The organism is Streptomyces sp. NPDC031225 (assembly GCF_055570355.1).
In genome coordinates, this window is sequence record NZ_JBVIHJ010000001.1 from 173,410 (window position 1) to 187,973 (window position 14,564).

Below are 14,564 nucleotides of genomic sequence, written 5' to 3' on the forward strand. Positions count from 1 at the left end.
TACGTGTACTCATGTCGCGCCGCGTGACCGAGCCCACACTTCACAGCATGACCCACATCCCGCCACCTGCCGAGGAGCTGCGGCTCCTCGACGCCGAACTGTGGCAACTGGACGCCCGCCGGGCCCAGTTGCTGGCCCGCCGGGCCTGGCTTGTCGCCGCGCTCCAGCCGAAGTGGCACGCGCCCCAGCCGGCCGGACCGACGCCCTCCGCGCTCCCCCGCCCCGAGGCGAGCCGACCGAGTGTGCAGAACCTGCTCCTCGTGCTCGGCGGTGTCCTCCTCACGGTCGCTGCGATGGTGTTCACGCTGGTCAGCTGGGGTCATCTGGGGATCACCGGCCGGGCCCTGGTGCTCGGCGCGGTCACCGCGGCGGCGCTCGGGGCCCCGCTGTTCCTGCTGAAGCGGGAGCTGCGGTCGACGGCCGAGACGGTCGCGGGCCTGGGTCTGGCACTGACCGTCCTGGACGCCTACGCCCTGCACGGGGCCGCTCTCCCGCAGACACCCGGGGCGGCCTACACGGCGGTCGCCTCGGCCCTCCTGGCCGGCCTCTGGACGGCGTACGGGCTTCTGCCGCGCGCCGAAGGGCTGCGCCTGCCCCGCCCCGCCGCCCTGGTCGCGGCCCAACTCCCGCTGTTCTTCTGGGCGGTCGCGGCCGACGCGGGCGCCTACGGTCTCACGGCCGCACTGTTGGTGACGGCCGGGTCCGACACGGTTGTGACGCTCCGGGTGACGCCCAAATCCGTACGCGTGGTCGCCGCGATCGGCGCGTACGGGACGGGCGCCTGGGGCGTACTGGCCGCCGGCTGGCTGACCTGGACAGCCTCCGGCCCGAGCGCCGCCGCCCGTGCGGCGGCGCTCCTTCTCCTCGCGGCGGCGATCGCCCTGGGGGCGGCCCGGCAGAAGCAGTCGCTCGGCCTGGCCGTCGCCTCCGGGCTGCTCACGGTGGCGGCCCTCGGCGGTGCCGCCCGGTCCGCACTGCCCGAACCGTGGACGGTCCCGGTCCATCTGGCCTTCGGTATCGCCCTGTTGGCAGCGCTCCGGCTCAACCGGCTGCCGGACGCGGTACGACGAGGTCTCGTCTGGGCCTCGGGCGCCGTACAGGCACTGGCCCTGCTGTGGGCCGTGCCGGTCGTCGGTGCCGTCGTGATGGGTCCGCTCGCCTGGATCTCGCAGGCCTGGACCGGCGCCCCGTCGGACGCCCGCGCCGCGGCGGCCGTCGGCATGACCTGGCCGCCGCACTCTGGGGCCGTGCCCATCGTCCTGGCCGCCGTCGCGGGCGTGCTCGCCCTGGCGGTACGGGACACGACCTGGCGTCCCCGCGCCCTGAACGGAGCCCTGGGCCTGGCCTGGGCCACCGCGCTCACGCTCCCCGCAGTGCTCGAACTCCCTTACGTCGCGGGCCTGTTGGTCACGGGCGTCGTAACGGTCGGGGCTCTCTCGGCAGCCATGTTCCTACAGCAGCGTTTGACAGCCCTCGCCCTCGCACTGGTGACCTCGGCGAGCCTCGTCCTCCTCGCCCTCGCGTCCCAGACCGCGACCCTAGTCGTGCTCTGCGGTCTGGTCGCACTGTTCACGGCGGCCTCCTGGCGCCTCGCCCCGTTCACGGCCCCGACCGCCCTGGTCTACGGCACCGCGCTCGCCGTTGCGACCGGCGCCGCGGCGGACTGGTCACCGGCGCACACCGCCCTCCTGGTCCTCGCGATCCCGGCGGCCGCGGCTCTGCTGGCCCCGCGGCTCGGTGACCCGAAGGCCACCGTGCCGGTCGAGGCGGCAGGAGTGGCGGCCGGCCTGCTCGCCATCGCGCTGGCGGCGACCGACACTCCCCTGCTCGCCACGGTCCTGGCCCTGTGCGGGGTGATCGCGGCGGGCACGGCGATCCGTACGGACCGCCGACCGGTCGGGTACGCGGCCGCCGCACTGTTCCTCGCGGCCACCTGGGTCCGACTCGCGGCCTGGGACATCGGCACCCCGGAGGCGTACACGCTCCCGGTCACGGTTCCCGCGCTGCTGGTCGGCGTCCTGCGCCACCGCCGTGACCCGCGGATCTCGTCCTGGACGGCGTACGCCCCCGGCCTGGCCGTCACCCTCCTGCCGAGCCTCGTCGCGGCCTGGAGCGATCCCCACTGGGCGCGCCCCCTGCTGCTGGGCACAGCGGCCCTGTCGATCACCCTGGCAGGCGCCGCCCACCGCTTGCAGGCCCCTCTTGTCCTGGGCGGCGGTGTCCTGATCCTGGACGCCCTGCACGAACTCGCCCCGTACCTCGTCCAGGTGGCGGACGCCCTGCCCCGCTGGGTACCGCCCGCCCTGGCCGGCCTCATGCTGCTGGCCCTGGGAGCGACCTACGAACAGCGCCTCAGGGACGTCCGACGGATACGGGAGAACCTGGGCCGGATGAACTGACTCAGGGGCGTGGGGAACTGCGGGACCGGCCACGCCGGCCCCGCAGTTCGCCGCGGACCGTTACGGCATCCTGTCCCCGAGAAGCGCCAGGTTCTCGATCGCGGCCAGCCCGTACAGCGCGGTGTCGTTGGTCGCCACCCAGGCCGCCTCGCTGCCCGCCACCAACGCGACCGGTCCGCTCAACGCCTCCGTCTTCCAGGGCGACGACTCCTTGTACCCGTCGGAGTTGTAGAACTTGTCCCACGCGCGCGTGGCCAGCTTCGCGTCCCCGGTCTTGACGGCCGCGTACGCGTCCAGGCGTGAGTGCCCCTGGAACAGCAGCAGCGACCCGAAGTTGGACCCGTAACGGGCCGCCTGCTCGGCCTTGGTCGCGTTGAAGTAGCGGCAGTAGTCGAAGTACGCCTCGTTGAACTTCGGCATGTCGACCAGGTCGATGAGCTCGGCGCACAACTCGTTGAGCCCGAACACGGCGGACAGGTGCGAGACCCCCACCACCGGCGCCGGAGCGACCGCGAACCTTCCCGTGTCGAGGTCGTACAGTCCGCTTCCCTGTACGAAGCCGTTGGGCTGGGCGGCGATGCCCTCCATCGTCGACAGCACCCGGGCCCTGGCCTTCTCCCACTTGGGCCCCTTGCGCTCCCACTCGGTCAGCCAGGCCGACACCAGTCCGCTCCAGTCCGTGCCGAAGCCGACGGACAGCGCGTGCCGGTCGGGCGTGTACGTGTCGGTGCGGACCTTGCGCAGCGGGTCCAGTACGAGGAACGTCTCGTCGGAGTCGACGTTGGCGTGCATGAGGTCACCGACGCGCTCGTCGGCGGTGAGGAAGTAGTAGTAGCGGCGGTACGTCGTGTTGGCGATGCGCTGCTGCTTGGCGCTGTCGGCGTAGTGCTGCACACCGTGTCGGGTACCGAGTCCGGCCCACTGCCCCAGGTGGTATACGTCCACTTCACCGGTGTGCCGGGTCATGGACTCGGCGAACCGGAAGATGTCCGCGCGTCCGCTGCGGATGTAGGCGAACCAGAGCCAGAGGTCCGGCGAGAGCTCGGAGTTGTCCCAGGCGTAGCCACCGATGTCGTACCGCCACTGGTGCCTGACGGTGTCGTAGGTGTGCATGATGTCGCCGTGGTCCCAGAAGCCGTACCAACGGCGCTGCTCCACCTGGTCCTTGTAGTAGGTGAAGAGGAAGTCGAGGTGGTCCTCGATCTTCGCCTTGGCCGGGGTCGAGCGGTCCGGCTCGGAGTACAGGCCAGGTCCGAAGACCTTCGCCTTGATGAGCTGCTTGGGCGGCGCGGCGAGCTGCGGCAACACCCGTACGGCCTCGATCTGTTGGGCCAGGACTTCCGGTGTGGGCGTCGACTCGTTGGCCCAGAACAGCAGTTCCGAGGTGCGGGCGATGCCGTACGGCGTGCCGAACTCGGGCTCGTAGTCCTCGTAGGTGATGTTGAGGCCTTCGAGCTGTTCGGCGAAGGTGTCCTGGCCCATGCCGTCGTGGTAGAAGCGCAGGTCCATGGGCTGGGCCTCGGGCGACCAGAGCCAGAGGGTGACCTCGGCCTCGTCGGTCTGCGCGTCACGGATGTCGAGCTGGGAGGGGTGGCGCTCCCAGAAGTCCCGGAGCCCGAAGGAGAGTCCGCCGCTCGCGCCACCGACGGACCCGAACCCGGAGGCCCGCCCGCCCCCGCCGGCGCCGATCCAGCCGTGCCCCTTCTTGGTGCGCTTGCGCAGGGTGAAGCCGTCGGAGGAGAGCTGGGAGAGGGTGTAGTCGCCCCACTCGGGGATGTACTGGAGCCGGGTGGTGACCCGCTGGTCCCAGGTGGCCGGGTCGGGCAGCTTCTTGCCCGCGTACTGGGCCTCCTGCACGGCGATGCCGGGGTCGCGGCGCAGACCGGTGATGCCCTTGACGGCCTCCCGCAGCAGGCCGGTCCCTTCGCCGCCGATCCGGACGTGGCGGTCGTAGGACTGGTCCCGCATCGGCACGGTGAAGCGGACACCGAGGCCGCGGATGAAGTCTCCGCTCGCCTTGCCGGGCTCCTGGGTGCCGTCGTAGGTGATGGTGTGCACCATGCGGAAGGAATCGGCGCCCGCGTAGAAGTAGAGGCGGATCGAGAACGGCAGCCAACTGCGGTTGCCCTTGCGGTGCTTGCCGTCGATCTTGACGACCGCACGGACCGGACCCGACTGCTCGACGGTGACCTCGGAGATGGCCCCCTCGAAGCGCTCCGTCTTGACCGTGCCCTGGTCCTCGTCCTCGATCTCGGGCTGGCGGATCAGCACGAGCCGCCCGTTCTTGGCGATCTCGGTGGTGCCGCGGGTCACCGACTTGATGAGCGTGGCACCCGACTTGCCGATCTTCGCCGTGATGACCCCGGTGGAGACGGTGATCGCGCCACCGCTCTTGTCGACGGTGACCTTCTTGGCGGGTACGGCGGCGTCACCGGCGCTCAACGACAGCTTGCCGTTGCCCGAACTGACCGCGTGGGCGGTCCACTTGAGCGAGCCGTCGGGCCAGTAGGCGAGCGGCCAGGACTGGACCGGCACGCCCTTGCCGTCCGCGTCCGTCACCGCGAACTTCTGGCCCTCCTGGTGGACGCCCTTCGGCCAGGGGACACCGACGGTGGAGCCGGGCGCGGCACCGAGGCCGCCGTCCTCCAGCCAGTCCAGGGTCACGGGACTGTCGTCGGCCTCGGCGGCTCTCGGCGCGGCCTGCGCGTCCTTGGTGCCCAACGCCCAGCTGAACTGCGCGGCGGCACCGGCGACGGCGGCCGCCTTGAGGATGGACCTGCGGGGGATGGGGGACATGGCCGTTCCTTTCCATGGACAGTCTGGTCAGGGGCATGACAGAGAGAGGTGCGACGCCCAGGGCGCCGACCCAGGTCGGGGGCACCGCCGTCAGCGGCGGCGGTGGCGTTCCTCCACGGCGACGGCCGCCGCCGCGACGGCCCCGAGGACGGGGACCGCCAGCGGTGCGACGAAGCCCGCCGACAGGGCCACGACGGCCAGACCGGCGACGATCAGGAACGATCCGGCGGGATCGCGCAGGGTACGGCGTACGGCGTCCGCGAGCAGCGCGCGCCAGGCGGCGCCCGGCGTCCACACGGCCGCCGCGCGCAGCCCGGCCACCGCCAGCGCGATCAGCGCCAGCAGTCCGACGGCCCCGACGAACGGGCCACCGGGGATACCGGCGCGCGCGGCCTGGACGTCCACCCAGACCGCGGCCGCCGCGGCCCACCCGGCCACCCCGACGAGCCACCCGCGGCGCACGGCCGTACGGAAGTCCGCGACGAACTCCCGCCAGCCGCCCGCCTCATGGCCGGCACGCCGCCGCAGATGCCGCGCGCCGGCCGCGAAGGCCGCGGGGTAGGTGACGAGACCGAGACAGGCCACGGCGATCCACACTCCGGTGAGGAGCGCCTCGGCGAAGAGAGCGAAGCGCTCGCCGCCGAACACGGACGCCCTGCGACGGGCCTTCACACGCGCTTGCGCCATGCTGACCGCCTCACTTCAGTCCGGAGGTCGCCATGCCGTCGATGAGATAGCGCTGGAAGGCCATGAAGAAGGCGATGACCGGCACCAGCGCCACCAGCGACATCGCGATCATGCTGCCGTAGTTGGAGATGCCCTCCTGGTCGCGGAACATCATCAGACCGAGCGAGACGGTGTACTTGTCAGGGCTGTTGAGATAGATCAACGGCCCCATGAAGTCGTTCCACGCGTTGATGAAGGTGAAGATGGCGCTGGTGATGAGGGCCGGACGGCACAGCGGCAGCACGATCGACCAGTAGGTCCTCAGGTGCCCGCAGCCGTCGAGCTTGGCGGCCTCGTCCAGTTCGCGCGGCAGCCCGCGCATGAACTGCACCATCAGGAAGACGAAGAACGCCTCCGTGGCCAGGAACTTGCCCGCCACCAGCGGCACCAGTGTGTCGACGAGTTCCAGCTTGCGGAACAGCACGTACTGCGGAATCAGCAGGACGTGGTACGGCAGCAGCAGCGTGCCGATCATCAGCGTGAACAGCAGGTTCCGCCCGGCGAACCGGATCTTGGCGAAGGCGTACGCGGTCAGCGAGCTGGAGATCACGACACCGGCCACGGCGAGGCCCGCGTACATCAGCGAGTTGGTGAAGAAGGTGCCGATGGAGATGCCGGAGATGCCGTCGGCGAGCCCGGAGAAGTTCGCCCAGACCGGCTTGGACGGCAGCAGGTCGATGCTGGCGATGATGTCCTTGCTCGGCTTGAACGAGGCCCCGAGGACCCAGATCACGGGGTACAGGACGACGGCCAGGACGGCGAGCGAGCCCACGTGCCACGCGATCGATCCGGTGCGCCGCCGCTCGTTCGCGGTGCGCACGACAGGGGTGCTGACAGTGGTCACTTGGCCGCCTCCTCGTAGTGCACCCACTTCTTCTGCGACCAGAACAGGACCGCCGTGACCAGCGCAACCGCCACCACCAGCGACCAGGCCATCGCGGAGGCGAAGCCCATCTGGGCCTCCTTGAAGCCCTTCTGGTAGAGGTAACAGGTGTAGACGAGCGTCGCGTCGGCGGGCCCGCACCGGGTGTCGGAGACGACGTACGCCGAGCCGAACACCTGGAACGCGTGGATGGACTCCAGCAGCACGTTGAAGAAGAGCACCGGGGAGATCATCGGCAGCGTGATGTTCCAGAACCTGCGGAAGGGACCTGCGCCGTCCACCTCGGCGGCCTCGTACAGCTCCCGCGGGACCTGCTTGAGACCGGCCAGGAAGATGACCATCGGCGCGCCGAACTGCCAGATACTCAGGGCCACCAGGGAGTAGAGGACGTAGTCCGGGTCGCCGATCCAGCCGCCCACGTCGACACCGAAGATCTTCTGCGTACGGTCCACGATCGCGTCGTCGGAGAACAGCGCCCGCCAGACGAACCCGACGGAGACGCTGGCACCGATGAGCGAGGGCATGTAGAACGCGGCCCGGTACAGGCCCTGCCCGCGCCTCTGCTGCGCGAGCAGCAGCGCGACGCCGAGCGCGAGCAGCAGCTTCAGCGGAGTGGCCACGACGACGTACTTGAGCGTGACCTCCACCGACTTCTGCCAGCGCGGGTCGTGGAACATCGTCGTGAAGTTGTCGAACCCCACCCACTCGGGCGGCGTGAACAGGTTGTACCGGGTGAACGCGTAGTACAGGGACGCGATCATCGGTCCCGCCGTGAGGAGCAGGAATCCCGCGATCCACGGCGACATGAAGAGGTAGCCGGCGAGGTTCTCGCGGCGCCGCCCGCGCCGCCCGGCGACAGGAGCGGCGGACCGCTTCTTCGCCGGGCGCACGGGCGCTTCCTTGACGAGCGTCATGGTGGTACGTCCCCTCAGCCCGCGAACGCGGCCTTGGCCTCGCTGAACAGCGCCTTCGCGGCGTCGGCCGGCTTGGTCTTGCCCTGGGCGACCTCGCCGCCGAGGCGCAGGAACGCCGCCTCGATCACGTCGGCGCCGGACGGGTGCGGAGTGATCTTCCCGAGCACGCCTGCCTTGGCGACCTCGTCCTCGTAGGCCGCGACGCCCTTGTTCTGGGCGTCGGCCGGCTTGAACGCGTCGTACTGCTCGGTCGTGGCGAGGATGCCGCGGTCGTAGCCCATGATCTTGCCGACCTCGGGGTCGTGGACCATGAAGCTGATGAACTGGGCAACTTCCTTCGGGTGCTTGGTCCCGGAGAAGCCGCTGAGCATCAGCGAACCGAGGTACTGGCCGGTCTGCTTGCCGTCCATGGTGGGGATCGGCGCGAGCCCGTAGTCCGAGGTGCCCTCGCCCTCGTAACGGATGGAGAAGTTGTCCCAGGTGAACTCGGACGCGGCGAGTCCCGCCGAGAGCCCGGACTTCGGCTTGACCTGCTCGATCTTCTTCGGGTCGGCCACGAGGCCGGACTTCACGCGCTTGTAGCCGTCCGTCCACCACTGCGTCACATCGTCCTCGGTGAAACCGAGATCGGAGTCGGTGAAGAAGGCCTTGCCGTTCTGACGCAGGTACAGGTCGTAGAGGTACATGATGGCGAAGTAGCCGGTGTCACCGGCGATCTTCAGCTTGTCCTGGATCGTCTGGAGCGCGGCGAAGTACTCGTCCCACGTCCAGCCGAACTTCGCCTCCACGCCCGCCTTCTTGAAGGCCTTGAGGTCGATGACGAGCGCCATGGTGTTGGCGCCGACCGGTATGCCGATCTGCTTGCCGTCGACCTGACCGTTCGCCAGAATGCCGTTGCGGAAGTTGTCCAGGCTCAGATTCCCGGCGTCCGCCTGCGTCTTGAGATCCAGCAGAACACCGCGCTTGTCGTACTTGCGCAGGAAACCGACGGCATTCTGGAAAACGTCCGGCGGATTACCGCCGGAGGCCTGGGTCTGGAACTTCTCCCAGAACGCTTCGTAGTCGGTGAATTCAGGCTTGATCTTGATCTTCGGATACTTCTTCTCGAAGAGCGCGATCGTCTTCTTGATGGCGATGGTGCGCGGCTCGCCACCCCACCACGCGTAACGCAGCGTCACGGTTCCGTCCCCGGAACTGCCGCTGTCCCCACCGCAGCCGGTCGTCGCCGCCAGCCCCAGCGTCGCCGCTGTAGCCCCGGCCGTCTTCAGGATCGTTCGCCTCTCAACATTCCTGCTGGTTCCCACAGTCGGTCCCCTCCCCGCAGCGTCGCCGCCTGCATGAATCGTTTCAAGTAAGCGCTTGCTGGCACAAGCTACGGAGGGCTCGGGAGTGCGTCAATGATTCGGACAGGAATTTCTCATGAATGTGGTGAGAGGCAGGGCTGCGCCCAACGGCCTGACGACCCGCGGGAACTGACGATGCCCCAGGTGAGAGACATTGAGTCGGCCGGCCGAACGGAACACGTGCCGCCGCACGAGATCGGCGGGCGGCCGATAAGGGACGGGCCACAGGGGGTCGCGGCTGCGCAGGGTGACGCGCGGCGGAAGCGGTGGTCACGCGTGGCGGGTCGCCGCTTCACGCGTAGCGGATTGCCGCTTTACGCGAGAGCGGCGGCGGACATCGGCCGCGCACGGCGATCCGTGGATGTACACACGCCGACGGCCCGTCCGCGTTCTCGCAGACGGGCCGTCGGTCCGGGTGGGCGATACTGGGTTCGAACCAGTGACCTCTTCGGTGTGAACGAAGCGCTCTCCCACTGAGCTAATCGCCCGGACGCAGGAAGAAGATTACCCCATGTCAGGGGGTGCCTGTGACCAGCGGTGACAGGCACGGCACCCGCGCACGGCTCACTGGTCCTTGATGTTCCAGGGCATCTCGAAGCCGAACTTCCAGAGGTAGACCCCGAGGATCGCGGCGATGACCACCAGGCCGACCGCGGTCAGGGTGATGTTGCGCCGGCGCACCCTGGGATCGAGGGCACGGTGGGCCGCCTCGGTCACCTTGCGTTTGGTCCAGCGCAGCACGAGCTGGGCCCAGACGAACTCGGTCGCCCAGATCGCCATTCCGCCGAAGATCACGACCCAGCCGGGTCCCGGCAGCGGCAGCATGATGATTCCGGCGACCACGACCGCGAGGCCGACGACAAAGATGCAGACCTGCCAGCTCAGGTGCAGCAGCCGACGTGACTTGATGAATTCCGGCGCCTTGGACCCGAGGCCCTGCTCGTCCCGCTCCCCGTCCGTCCCGTCCTCGGCCTTCTCATCGGATGCCACGGCGACCTCGCCCCGATCGTCACTCCCCGTATTCATACAGCCAAACCCTACCGGAGAGAAACCGGTCACCGGAATGGTCGTACCTCGCGAACGGGGTCTCGGCCGGAAGAGTTACGTAAAGGCACGCAAAACACTCAGAGGGGTTTACAACGCCACCGTAGGTGGCATGTCGATTTCGCCGACGTGCGAATCCCCGAGCGCACACTGAGCGAAAGGCCCTGGCGCTTATGAACACCACGGTCAGCTGCGAGCTGCACCTGCGCCTCGTTGTGTCGAGCGAGTCCTCCCTGCCTGTCCCCGCAGGCCTGCGGTACGACACGGCCGACCCCTACGCCGTGCACGCCACCTTCCACACCGGAGCCGAGGAGACCGTCGAGTGGGTGTTCGCCCGCGACCTCCTCGCGGAGGGCCTCCACCGGCCCACCGGAACCGGCGACGTCCGAGTCTGGCCGTCGCGCAGTCACGGTCAGGGCGTCGTATGCATCGCCCTGAGCTCCCCTGAGGGCGAGGCGCTGCTCGAGGCCCCGGCACGGGCCCTGGAGTCCTTCCTGAAGCGGACGGACGCCGCCGTGCCCCCGGGCACCGAGCACCGCCACTTCGATCTGGATCAGGAGCTCTCGCACATCCTGGCGGAAAGCTAGGCGCGAGACCGTACAGAGCCGCCCGGCGCCGTCCACTCGGGGAGACGGCTCGGGTACCCACAACCGAATAGAGAACGGCAGGTGCCGTGGTTGCGGAGCGCTCCGTAACCACGGCACCTGCCGCGTGTCCGGCCGCGACCGCCGGTCTCGTGCGGCTATGACCGCCGGTACGGTGCGGTGCGGCGCGACCGCCGGTTTCGCCCGGCTGGGGCCGGCGCGCTCGTCCCGGGCCGGGAGCCCTGCCTCGATCCGAGTGCGCGCCGATGGACTCGGTCCGCTGAGGCCGCCGGCCTCATCGCCCCTCATCGCCGGCCGGCCGGCCTCGGTCGGCCGGGAGCACCGGTCTCGTCCGCCCGGGCCGCTCACAGTGGGTGGGACGGGACCGCTGGCCCCACCCCGCCGCGGCGGGCGCTCCCTCCTGGTCAGGACCGACGGGCGCCGCCGGCCTCGTCCCACCACAGGCCGGTGGCCGTATCCCGCCGCCTGCCTCTTCGGCCGGGACTGCTGGGTCCCACCCGGCCGTGGACCGACGCGCTCGATCCCCGGGGAACCCTGGCCTGATCCAGTCGGCAGCGCCCCTCCCGTCCCGGCCGGGACGGCCGACCACAGCCGGTCGGAAGCGCCGGTCCCGTCCCGCCAGGGCACCGCCGCCCCCGTCCCGCCAAGGGCCGCCCTCCCAGGCCGATGAGTGACCTCCGGTCTCGTCCCAGCGGGACCTCCGGCCCCGTCGCCCGGGGTGACGGACGGCGGGCTCGGCATCTCGGTGCCGTGAGCCACTACCATCGGCCTGCATCGGCGGGCGTCCGCCCGACCTCCAGGCCAGGGAGCGAATCGTGCTGATCACCCACGACACCCGGTGTGCCCTCGACACCGTGGTCGATCTGGTGAACACCGCACCAGAGGACGACGCGGCCACGGACGCGCTGCCGGATGTCACGGCGCTCGAGGATTTCGTACGGAACCACGAGATCAGTGATGTCGGGACGCTCTCGGAGTTCGATCTGTCGGCCGTGCGCAGGATTCGCGGCCGGTTCGACTCGGTCTTCGCCTCCCCGGACGCCCGGGCCGCCGCCGCCCTGATCAACGACCTGGTCGCCGCCGCGGGCACCACCCCCCAGCTCACGGACCATGACGGCTACGACTGGCACGTGCACTACTTCGCGCCGGGCGCCTCCGTGGCCGATCACCTGGCCGCCGACTGCGGCATGGCGCTGGCGTTCTTCGTGGTGGCCGGTGAGCAGGAGCGGCTGCGGCGCTGCGAGGCCCCCGACTGCCGGCGGGCCTTCGTCGATCTCTCCCGCAATCGCTCGCGGCGCTACTGCGACAGCCGTACCTGCGGAAACCGTCTGCATGTGGCCGCGTACCGGGCGCGACGCAAGGAAGCCGCGGGCTGACGCGTCGGCGGAGGGGTCGACGTGATCCCCGACGGGTGACGCCGGGGACCACGGGTATGGCTCAGAGCAGCAGCAGGTCGTGCAGCGCAGCCATGAGCAGCAGACACCCGATCACCGCAAGGAAGATCATCAGCGGTGGCTGGGAAAGGGCGAAAAGGCATCCACGCGGCTCGTCCTGCGGCGGCGCGGTGTCGCTCTGTTGCGTGTCCAGCATCTCGTGGTGATGATGGCGCAGTCGGCACCCCCGGCGCGATCAACACGCCCGGAATGAGCGGGAGTTCGCCGGATTCCGTAATGTCCGTTTCAGATCCTGATCGCTTACGGACCGGGACGGGTCCCACTGCGAACGTTTCAGTCCGTCATGCGACCGTCATATGCCGTGCTTCTTCAGGATGGCCTCGATGTCGCTGAAGTCCTCCGAGGCGGTTCCGGTGGCGCCGGGCTTGCCTGCGGGGCGGGCCGCCGGGGTGCGGACGGCCGGGCCGAGGGAGGGTGCGGAGGCCGTCGGGGCCACCGCCTCCTGCTGGGCGCCGCGCGCCGCCTTGCGCTCCTTGCGGGTGCCGCCGCGACGGCGCTCCACCGCGCGCGTGGTCGAGAACAGCACCCATGACAGGCCGAGCACGCCGAAGCCCGCCCAGGCCGTCGGACTGAGCGCGGTGTCGGCGAGCCAGTCGACGACGCCGGTCATCACGAGGCCGAGGGGGACCAGGGAGTAGGCGGCGATGCGGGTGGCCGCGAGGAATCGCTTTCGGTACGCCGTGACCGCCGCGATACCCAGGCCGGCCGCGGCGACGGCGGAACAGACGGTCTCGGCAATCATCCGGTCCTCCATGCGGGGCTCGATCGGCCAGGTATCGCTTCGTCCCCATCCATCCTGCACCTCCCGACCCCCGCCGGGCCATGCTCCGGCAGGACATCAGGGACATCTCCGGGTCGCCTCCTCCGGAGGTGCCGGTCGAGGGGGATACCGGAGACCGAGCGCGGATGCCGAAAGGATGCCGTCGGACGTCATCGGTTGCCACCGGACGCCACCCGAGGCAATGCGGTGAGGTGGGCCGCGGCCCGGCCGGTGCCGGTGCCGTCGACCGGCCGGAGCTGGAAGAATGGGAGGCATGAGCGACCCCTCCCCCGTCCGTCCCCCCGTGCCCGTTCTCGACGTCTGGTGCGAGTTGCAGTGCCCGGACTGCCGCAGCGCTCTGGACGACGTCCGAGCCCTGCGCGCCCGCTACGGCGACCGTCTCGAACTGCGGCTGCGGCACTTCCCGTTGGAGAAGCACAAGCACTCCTTCGCCGCCGCGCAGGCCGCCGAGGAAGCGCTGGAGCAGGGGAAGGGCTGGGAGTACGTCGAGGCCGTGCTGGGGCGGGTCGAGGAACTGGACCGCGCCGGAGAAGCCCTTCTGATCGAGGTCGCCCGCGAACTGGGGCTCGACGCCGAGGAGTTCGACACCGCTCTGATCGACGGCCGGCACATCCTGATCGTGGACGCCGACCAGGCGGAGGGCAAGGCGATCGGCGTCACCGGGACGCCGACGTATGTCATCGACGGTGAGCGGCTCGACGGCGGCAAAAGCCAGGACGGTCTGCGGGAGCGGATCGAGGAGATCGCGGACCGGCTGCTCGACGGACAGGAGTGAGCCCGCCTCAGAGCAGGCTCTTGTACATCGAGTACCCCACGTCCGCATAGCCCAGCGACTCGTACAGCCGCTCGGCCGGGGTGTTGCCCGCGAAGACGTTGAGGGCCAGGACCCGTCTCCCGGAGGCGATCGCCTGGGCCTCGGCCAGCAGCATCAGGGACCGTCCGTGTCCGCGGCCCCGGAAGGCCTCCTCGGTCTCGACGTCGTAGACGAACGCCTTGTCACCGACGAACTCCACCCACAGGATCCCGACCCGGACACCGTCGTGCTCCAGCACGCTCAGCAGGGCGTGCTCCGTGGTGAGGCCGCGCTCCACCAGGAGTTCGTGGTCCTTCCTCGCCCTCGCCCCGGCCTCGGCCTCCGGCACTCCGCGCTCGCTCCAGTCGCGGGCGTACTCCGTGATGCCGCGCTCCGTCCACGGCCCGAACTCGGCCTCCGTCATGGGCCTGGCGCGGCTGCCCTCGGGCAGGGGCGGCGCTGTGTCGCCGAGCCGCTTCTCCATGCCGCGGTTGCGATGGACGTATCCGAGCCCGGTGGCGAGCCGCAGCGCGGGCCCGGCGTCGGCGGGGACCCTGATCTCCACCTGCGTGCAGCCCCAGCCGCGCGCGACCTCCTCGGCGGCGAGCGCGGCGACCGTGCCCCGGCCGCGTCTGCGGTCCGGTTCCTCGATCCGCAGGTCCCGGATCTGGGCGACGACGGGCCCGAAGGACGGGTGGGTCGCGAGATGTATCGCTCCGACGGGACGGCTGTTCACGCACACCGTGTAGTGGCGGGACAGCGCCCCGTCGGCAGCGCGCTGGAGCGGCTCGTTCGGCCGCAGAGTGGTGGTCATCACCGGAGTTGT

13 protein-coding genes and 1 tRNA gene are annotated in these 14,564 nt (G+C 70.1%); 4 read left to right on the top strand and 10 right to left on the bottom strand.

Annotation, left to right across the window (positions count from 1 at the left end):
• The first annotated feature begins 47 nt into the window (after positions 1–47).
• Entirely contained in the window at positions 48–2,399 is a 2,352-nt protein-coding gene (locus tag ACZ48Z_RS00785; protein WP_468733623.1) for an SCO7613 C-terminal domain-containing membrane protein, read from the top strand.
• Positions 2,400–2,459: 60 nt separating this feature from the next.
• On the opposite strand, the gene ACZ48Z_RS00790 is transcribed toward ACZ48Z_RS00785, so the two are convergent.
• The 7 genes from ACZ48Z_RS00790 to ACZ48Z_RS00820 form a co-directional block, all read right to left on the bottom strand.
• Positions 2,460–5,195, bottom strand: a complete 2,736-nt coding sequence (locus ACZ48Z_RS00790; RefSeq protein ID WP_468733624.1) for an exo-rhamnogalacturonan lyase family protein — start codon at positions 5,193–5,195, stop codon at positions 2,460–2,462.
• A gap of 90 nt (positions 5,196–5,285) precedes the next feature.
• Positions 5,286–5,882, bottom strand: a complete 597-nt coding sequence (locus ACZ48Z_RS00795; RefSeq protein WP_468733625.1) for a hypothetical protein — start codon at positions 5,880–5,882, stop codon at positions 5,286–5,288.
• A 10-nt stretch (positions 5,883–5,892) separates the two neighbouring features.
• A complete protein-coding gene (locus ACZ48Z_RS00800) occupies positions 5,893–6,765 on the bottom strand; it encodes a carbohydrate ABC transporter permease (protein ID WP_468733626.1) in 873 nt (290 codons plus the stop codon).
• On the bottom strand, positions 6,762–7,718 hold the full coding sequence (locus ACZ48Z_RS00805; protein WP_468733627.1) for a carbohydrate ABC transporter permease: 957 nt from the start codon (positions 7,716–7,718) through the stop codon (positions 6,762–6,764). Before ACZ48Z_RS00805 ends, ACZ48Z_RS00800 begins: the two co-directional genes overlap by 4 nt.
• 14 nt (positions 7,719–7,732) lie before the next feature.
• On the bottom strand, positions 7,733–9,022 hold the full coding sequence (locus ACZ48Z_RS00810; RefSeq protein ID WP_468733628.1) for an extracellular solute-binding protein: 1,290 nt from the start codon (positions 9,020–9,022) through the stop codon (positions 7,733–7,735).
• A gap of 455 nt (positions 9,023–9,477) precedes the next feature.
• A tRNA-Val gene (locus ACZ48Z_RS00815) sits at positions 9,478–9,549 on the bottom strand.
• 76 nt (positions 9,550–9,625) lie between these two features.
• Positions 9,626–10,087, bottom strand: coding sequence for a TIGR02611 family protein (locus tag ACZ48Z_RS00820; protein WP_468733629.1), 462 nt, complete (start codon positions 10,085–10,087; stop codon positions 9,626–9,628).
• A 191-nt stretch (positions 10,088–10,278) separates the two neighbouring features.
• Here ACZ48Z_RS00820 and ACZ48Z_RS00825 point away from each other — a divergent pair, with 191 nt between their 5' ends.
• Together ACZ48Z_RS00825 and ACZ48Z_RS00830 are read left to right on the top strand one after the other, a co-directional pair.
• Positions 10,279–10,692 carry an SsgA family sporulation/cell division regulator gene (locus ACZ48Z_RS00825; RefSeq protein WP_004002642.1) on the top strand — a complete coding sequence of 138 codons (414 nt, stop codon included), beginning with the start codon at positions 10,279–10,281 and terminating at the stop codon, positions 10,690–10,692.
• Between the two features lie 833 nt (positions 10,693–11,525).
• A complete protein-coding gene (locus ACZ48Z_RS00830) occupies positions 11,526–12,086 on the top strand; it encodes a CGNR zinc finger domain-containing protein (protein WP_468733630.1) in 561 nt (186 codons plus the stop codon).
• A gap of 61 nt (positions 12,087–12,147) precedes the next feature.
• Here ACZ48Z_RS00830 and ACZ48Z_RS00835 read toward each other — a convergent pair whose 3' ends face one another.
• Positions 12,148–12,300 (bottom strand): hypothetical protein, encoded by a 153-nt coding sequence (locus ACZ48Z_RS00835; RefSeq protein ID WP_328745678.1) that lies wholly within the window; start codon positions 12,298–12,300, stop codon positions 12,148–12,150.
• 156 nt (positions 12,301–12,456) lie between these two features.
• Positions 12,457–12,906 carry a hypothetical protein gene (locus ACZ48Z_RS00840; protein ID WP_468733631.1) on the bottom strand — a complete coding sequence of 150 codons (450 nt, stop codon included), beginning with the start codon at positions 12,904–12,906 and terminating at the stop codon, positions 12,457–12,459.
• A gap of 292 nt (positions 12,907–13,198) precedes the next feature.
• On the opposite strand from ACZ48Z_RS00840, the gene ACZ48Z_RS00845 reads away from it, so the two are divergent.
• Complete coding sequence (locus tag ACZ48Z_RS00845) at positions 13,199–13,720, top strand: DsbA family protein (RefSeq protein ID WP_468733632.1); 522 nt, start codon at positions 13,199–13,201, stop codon at positions 13,718–13,720.
• A 7-nt stretch (positions 13,721–13,727) separates the two neighbouring features.
• Here ACZ48Z_RS00845 and ACZ48Z_RS00850 read toward each other — a convergent pair whose 3' ends face one another.
• Complete coding sequence (locus ACZ48Z_RS00850) at positions 13,728–14,555, bottom strand: GNAT family N-acetyltransferase (protein ID WP_468733633.1); 828 nt, start codon at positions 14,553–14,555, stop codon at positions 13,728–13,730.
• Positions 14,556–14,564: the final 9 nt, after the last annotated feature.

What these genes read in the sequence shown, in the direction of transcription:
- ACZ48Z_RS00785 (WP_468733623.1), top strand. Translation starts at nt 48, where the DNA reads ATGACCCACATCCCGCCACCTGCCGAGGAGCTGCGGCTCCTCGACGCC.
- ACZ48Z_RS00790 (WP_468733624.1), bottom strand. Translation starts at nt 5,195, where the DNA reads ATGTCCCCCATCCCCCGCAGGTCCATCCTCAAGGCGGCCGCCGTCGCC.
- ACZ48Z_RS00795 (WP_468733625.1), bottom strand. Translation starts at nt 5,882, where the DNA reads ATGGCGCAAGCGCGTGTGAAGGCCCGTCGCAGGGCGTCCGTGTTCGGC.
- ACZ48Z_RS00805 (WP_468733627.1), bottom strand. Translation starts at nt 7,718, where the DNA reads ATGACGCTCGTCAAGGAAGCGCCCGTGCGCCCGGCGAAGAAGCGGTCC.
- ACZ48Z_RS00820 (WP_468733629.1), bottom strand. Translation starts at nt 10,087, where the DNA reads ATGAATACGGGGAGTGACGATCGGGGCGAGGTCGCCGTGGCATCCGAT.
- ACZ48Z_RS00825 (WP_004002642.1), top strand. Translation starts at nt 10,279, where the DNA reads ATGAACACCACGGTCAGCTGCGAGCTGCACCTGCGCCTCGTTGTGTCG.
- ACZ48Z_RS00835 (WP_328745678.1), bottom strand. Translation starts at nt 12,300, where the DNA reads ATGCTGGACACGCAACAGAGCGACACCGCGCCGCCGCAGGACGAGCCG.
- ACZ48Z_RS00840 (WP_468733631.1), bottom strand. Translation starts at nt 12,906, where the DNA reads ATGATTGCCGAGACCGTCTGTTCCGCCGTCGCCGCGGCCGGCCTGGGT.
- ACZ48Z_RS00845 (WP_468733632.1), top strand. Translation starts at nt 13,199, where the DNA reads ATGAGCGACCCCTCCCCCGTCCGTCCCCCCGTGCCCGTTCTCGACGTC.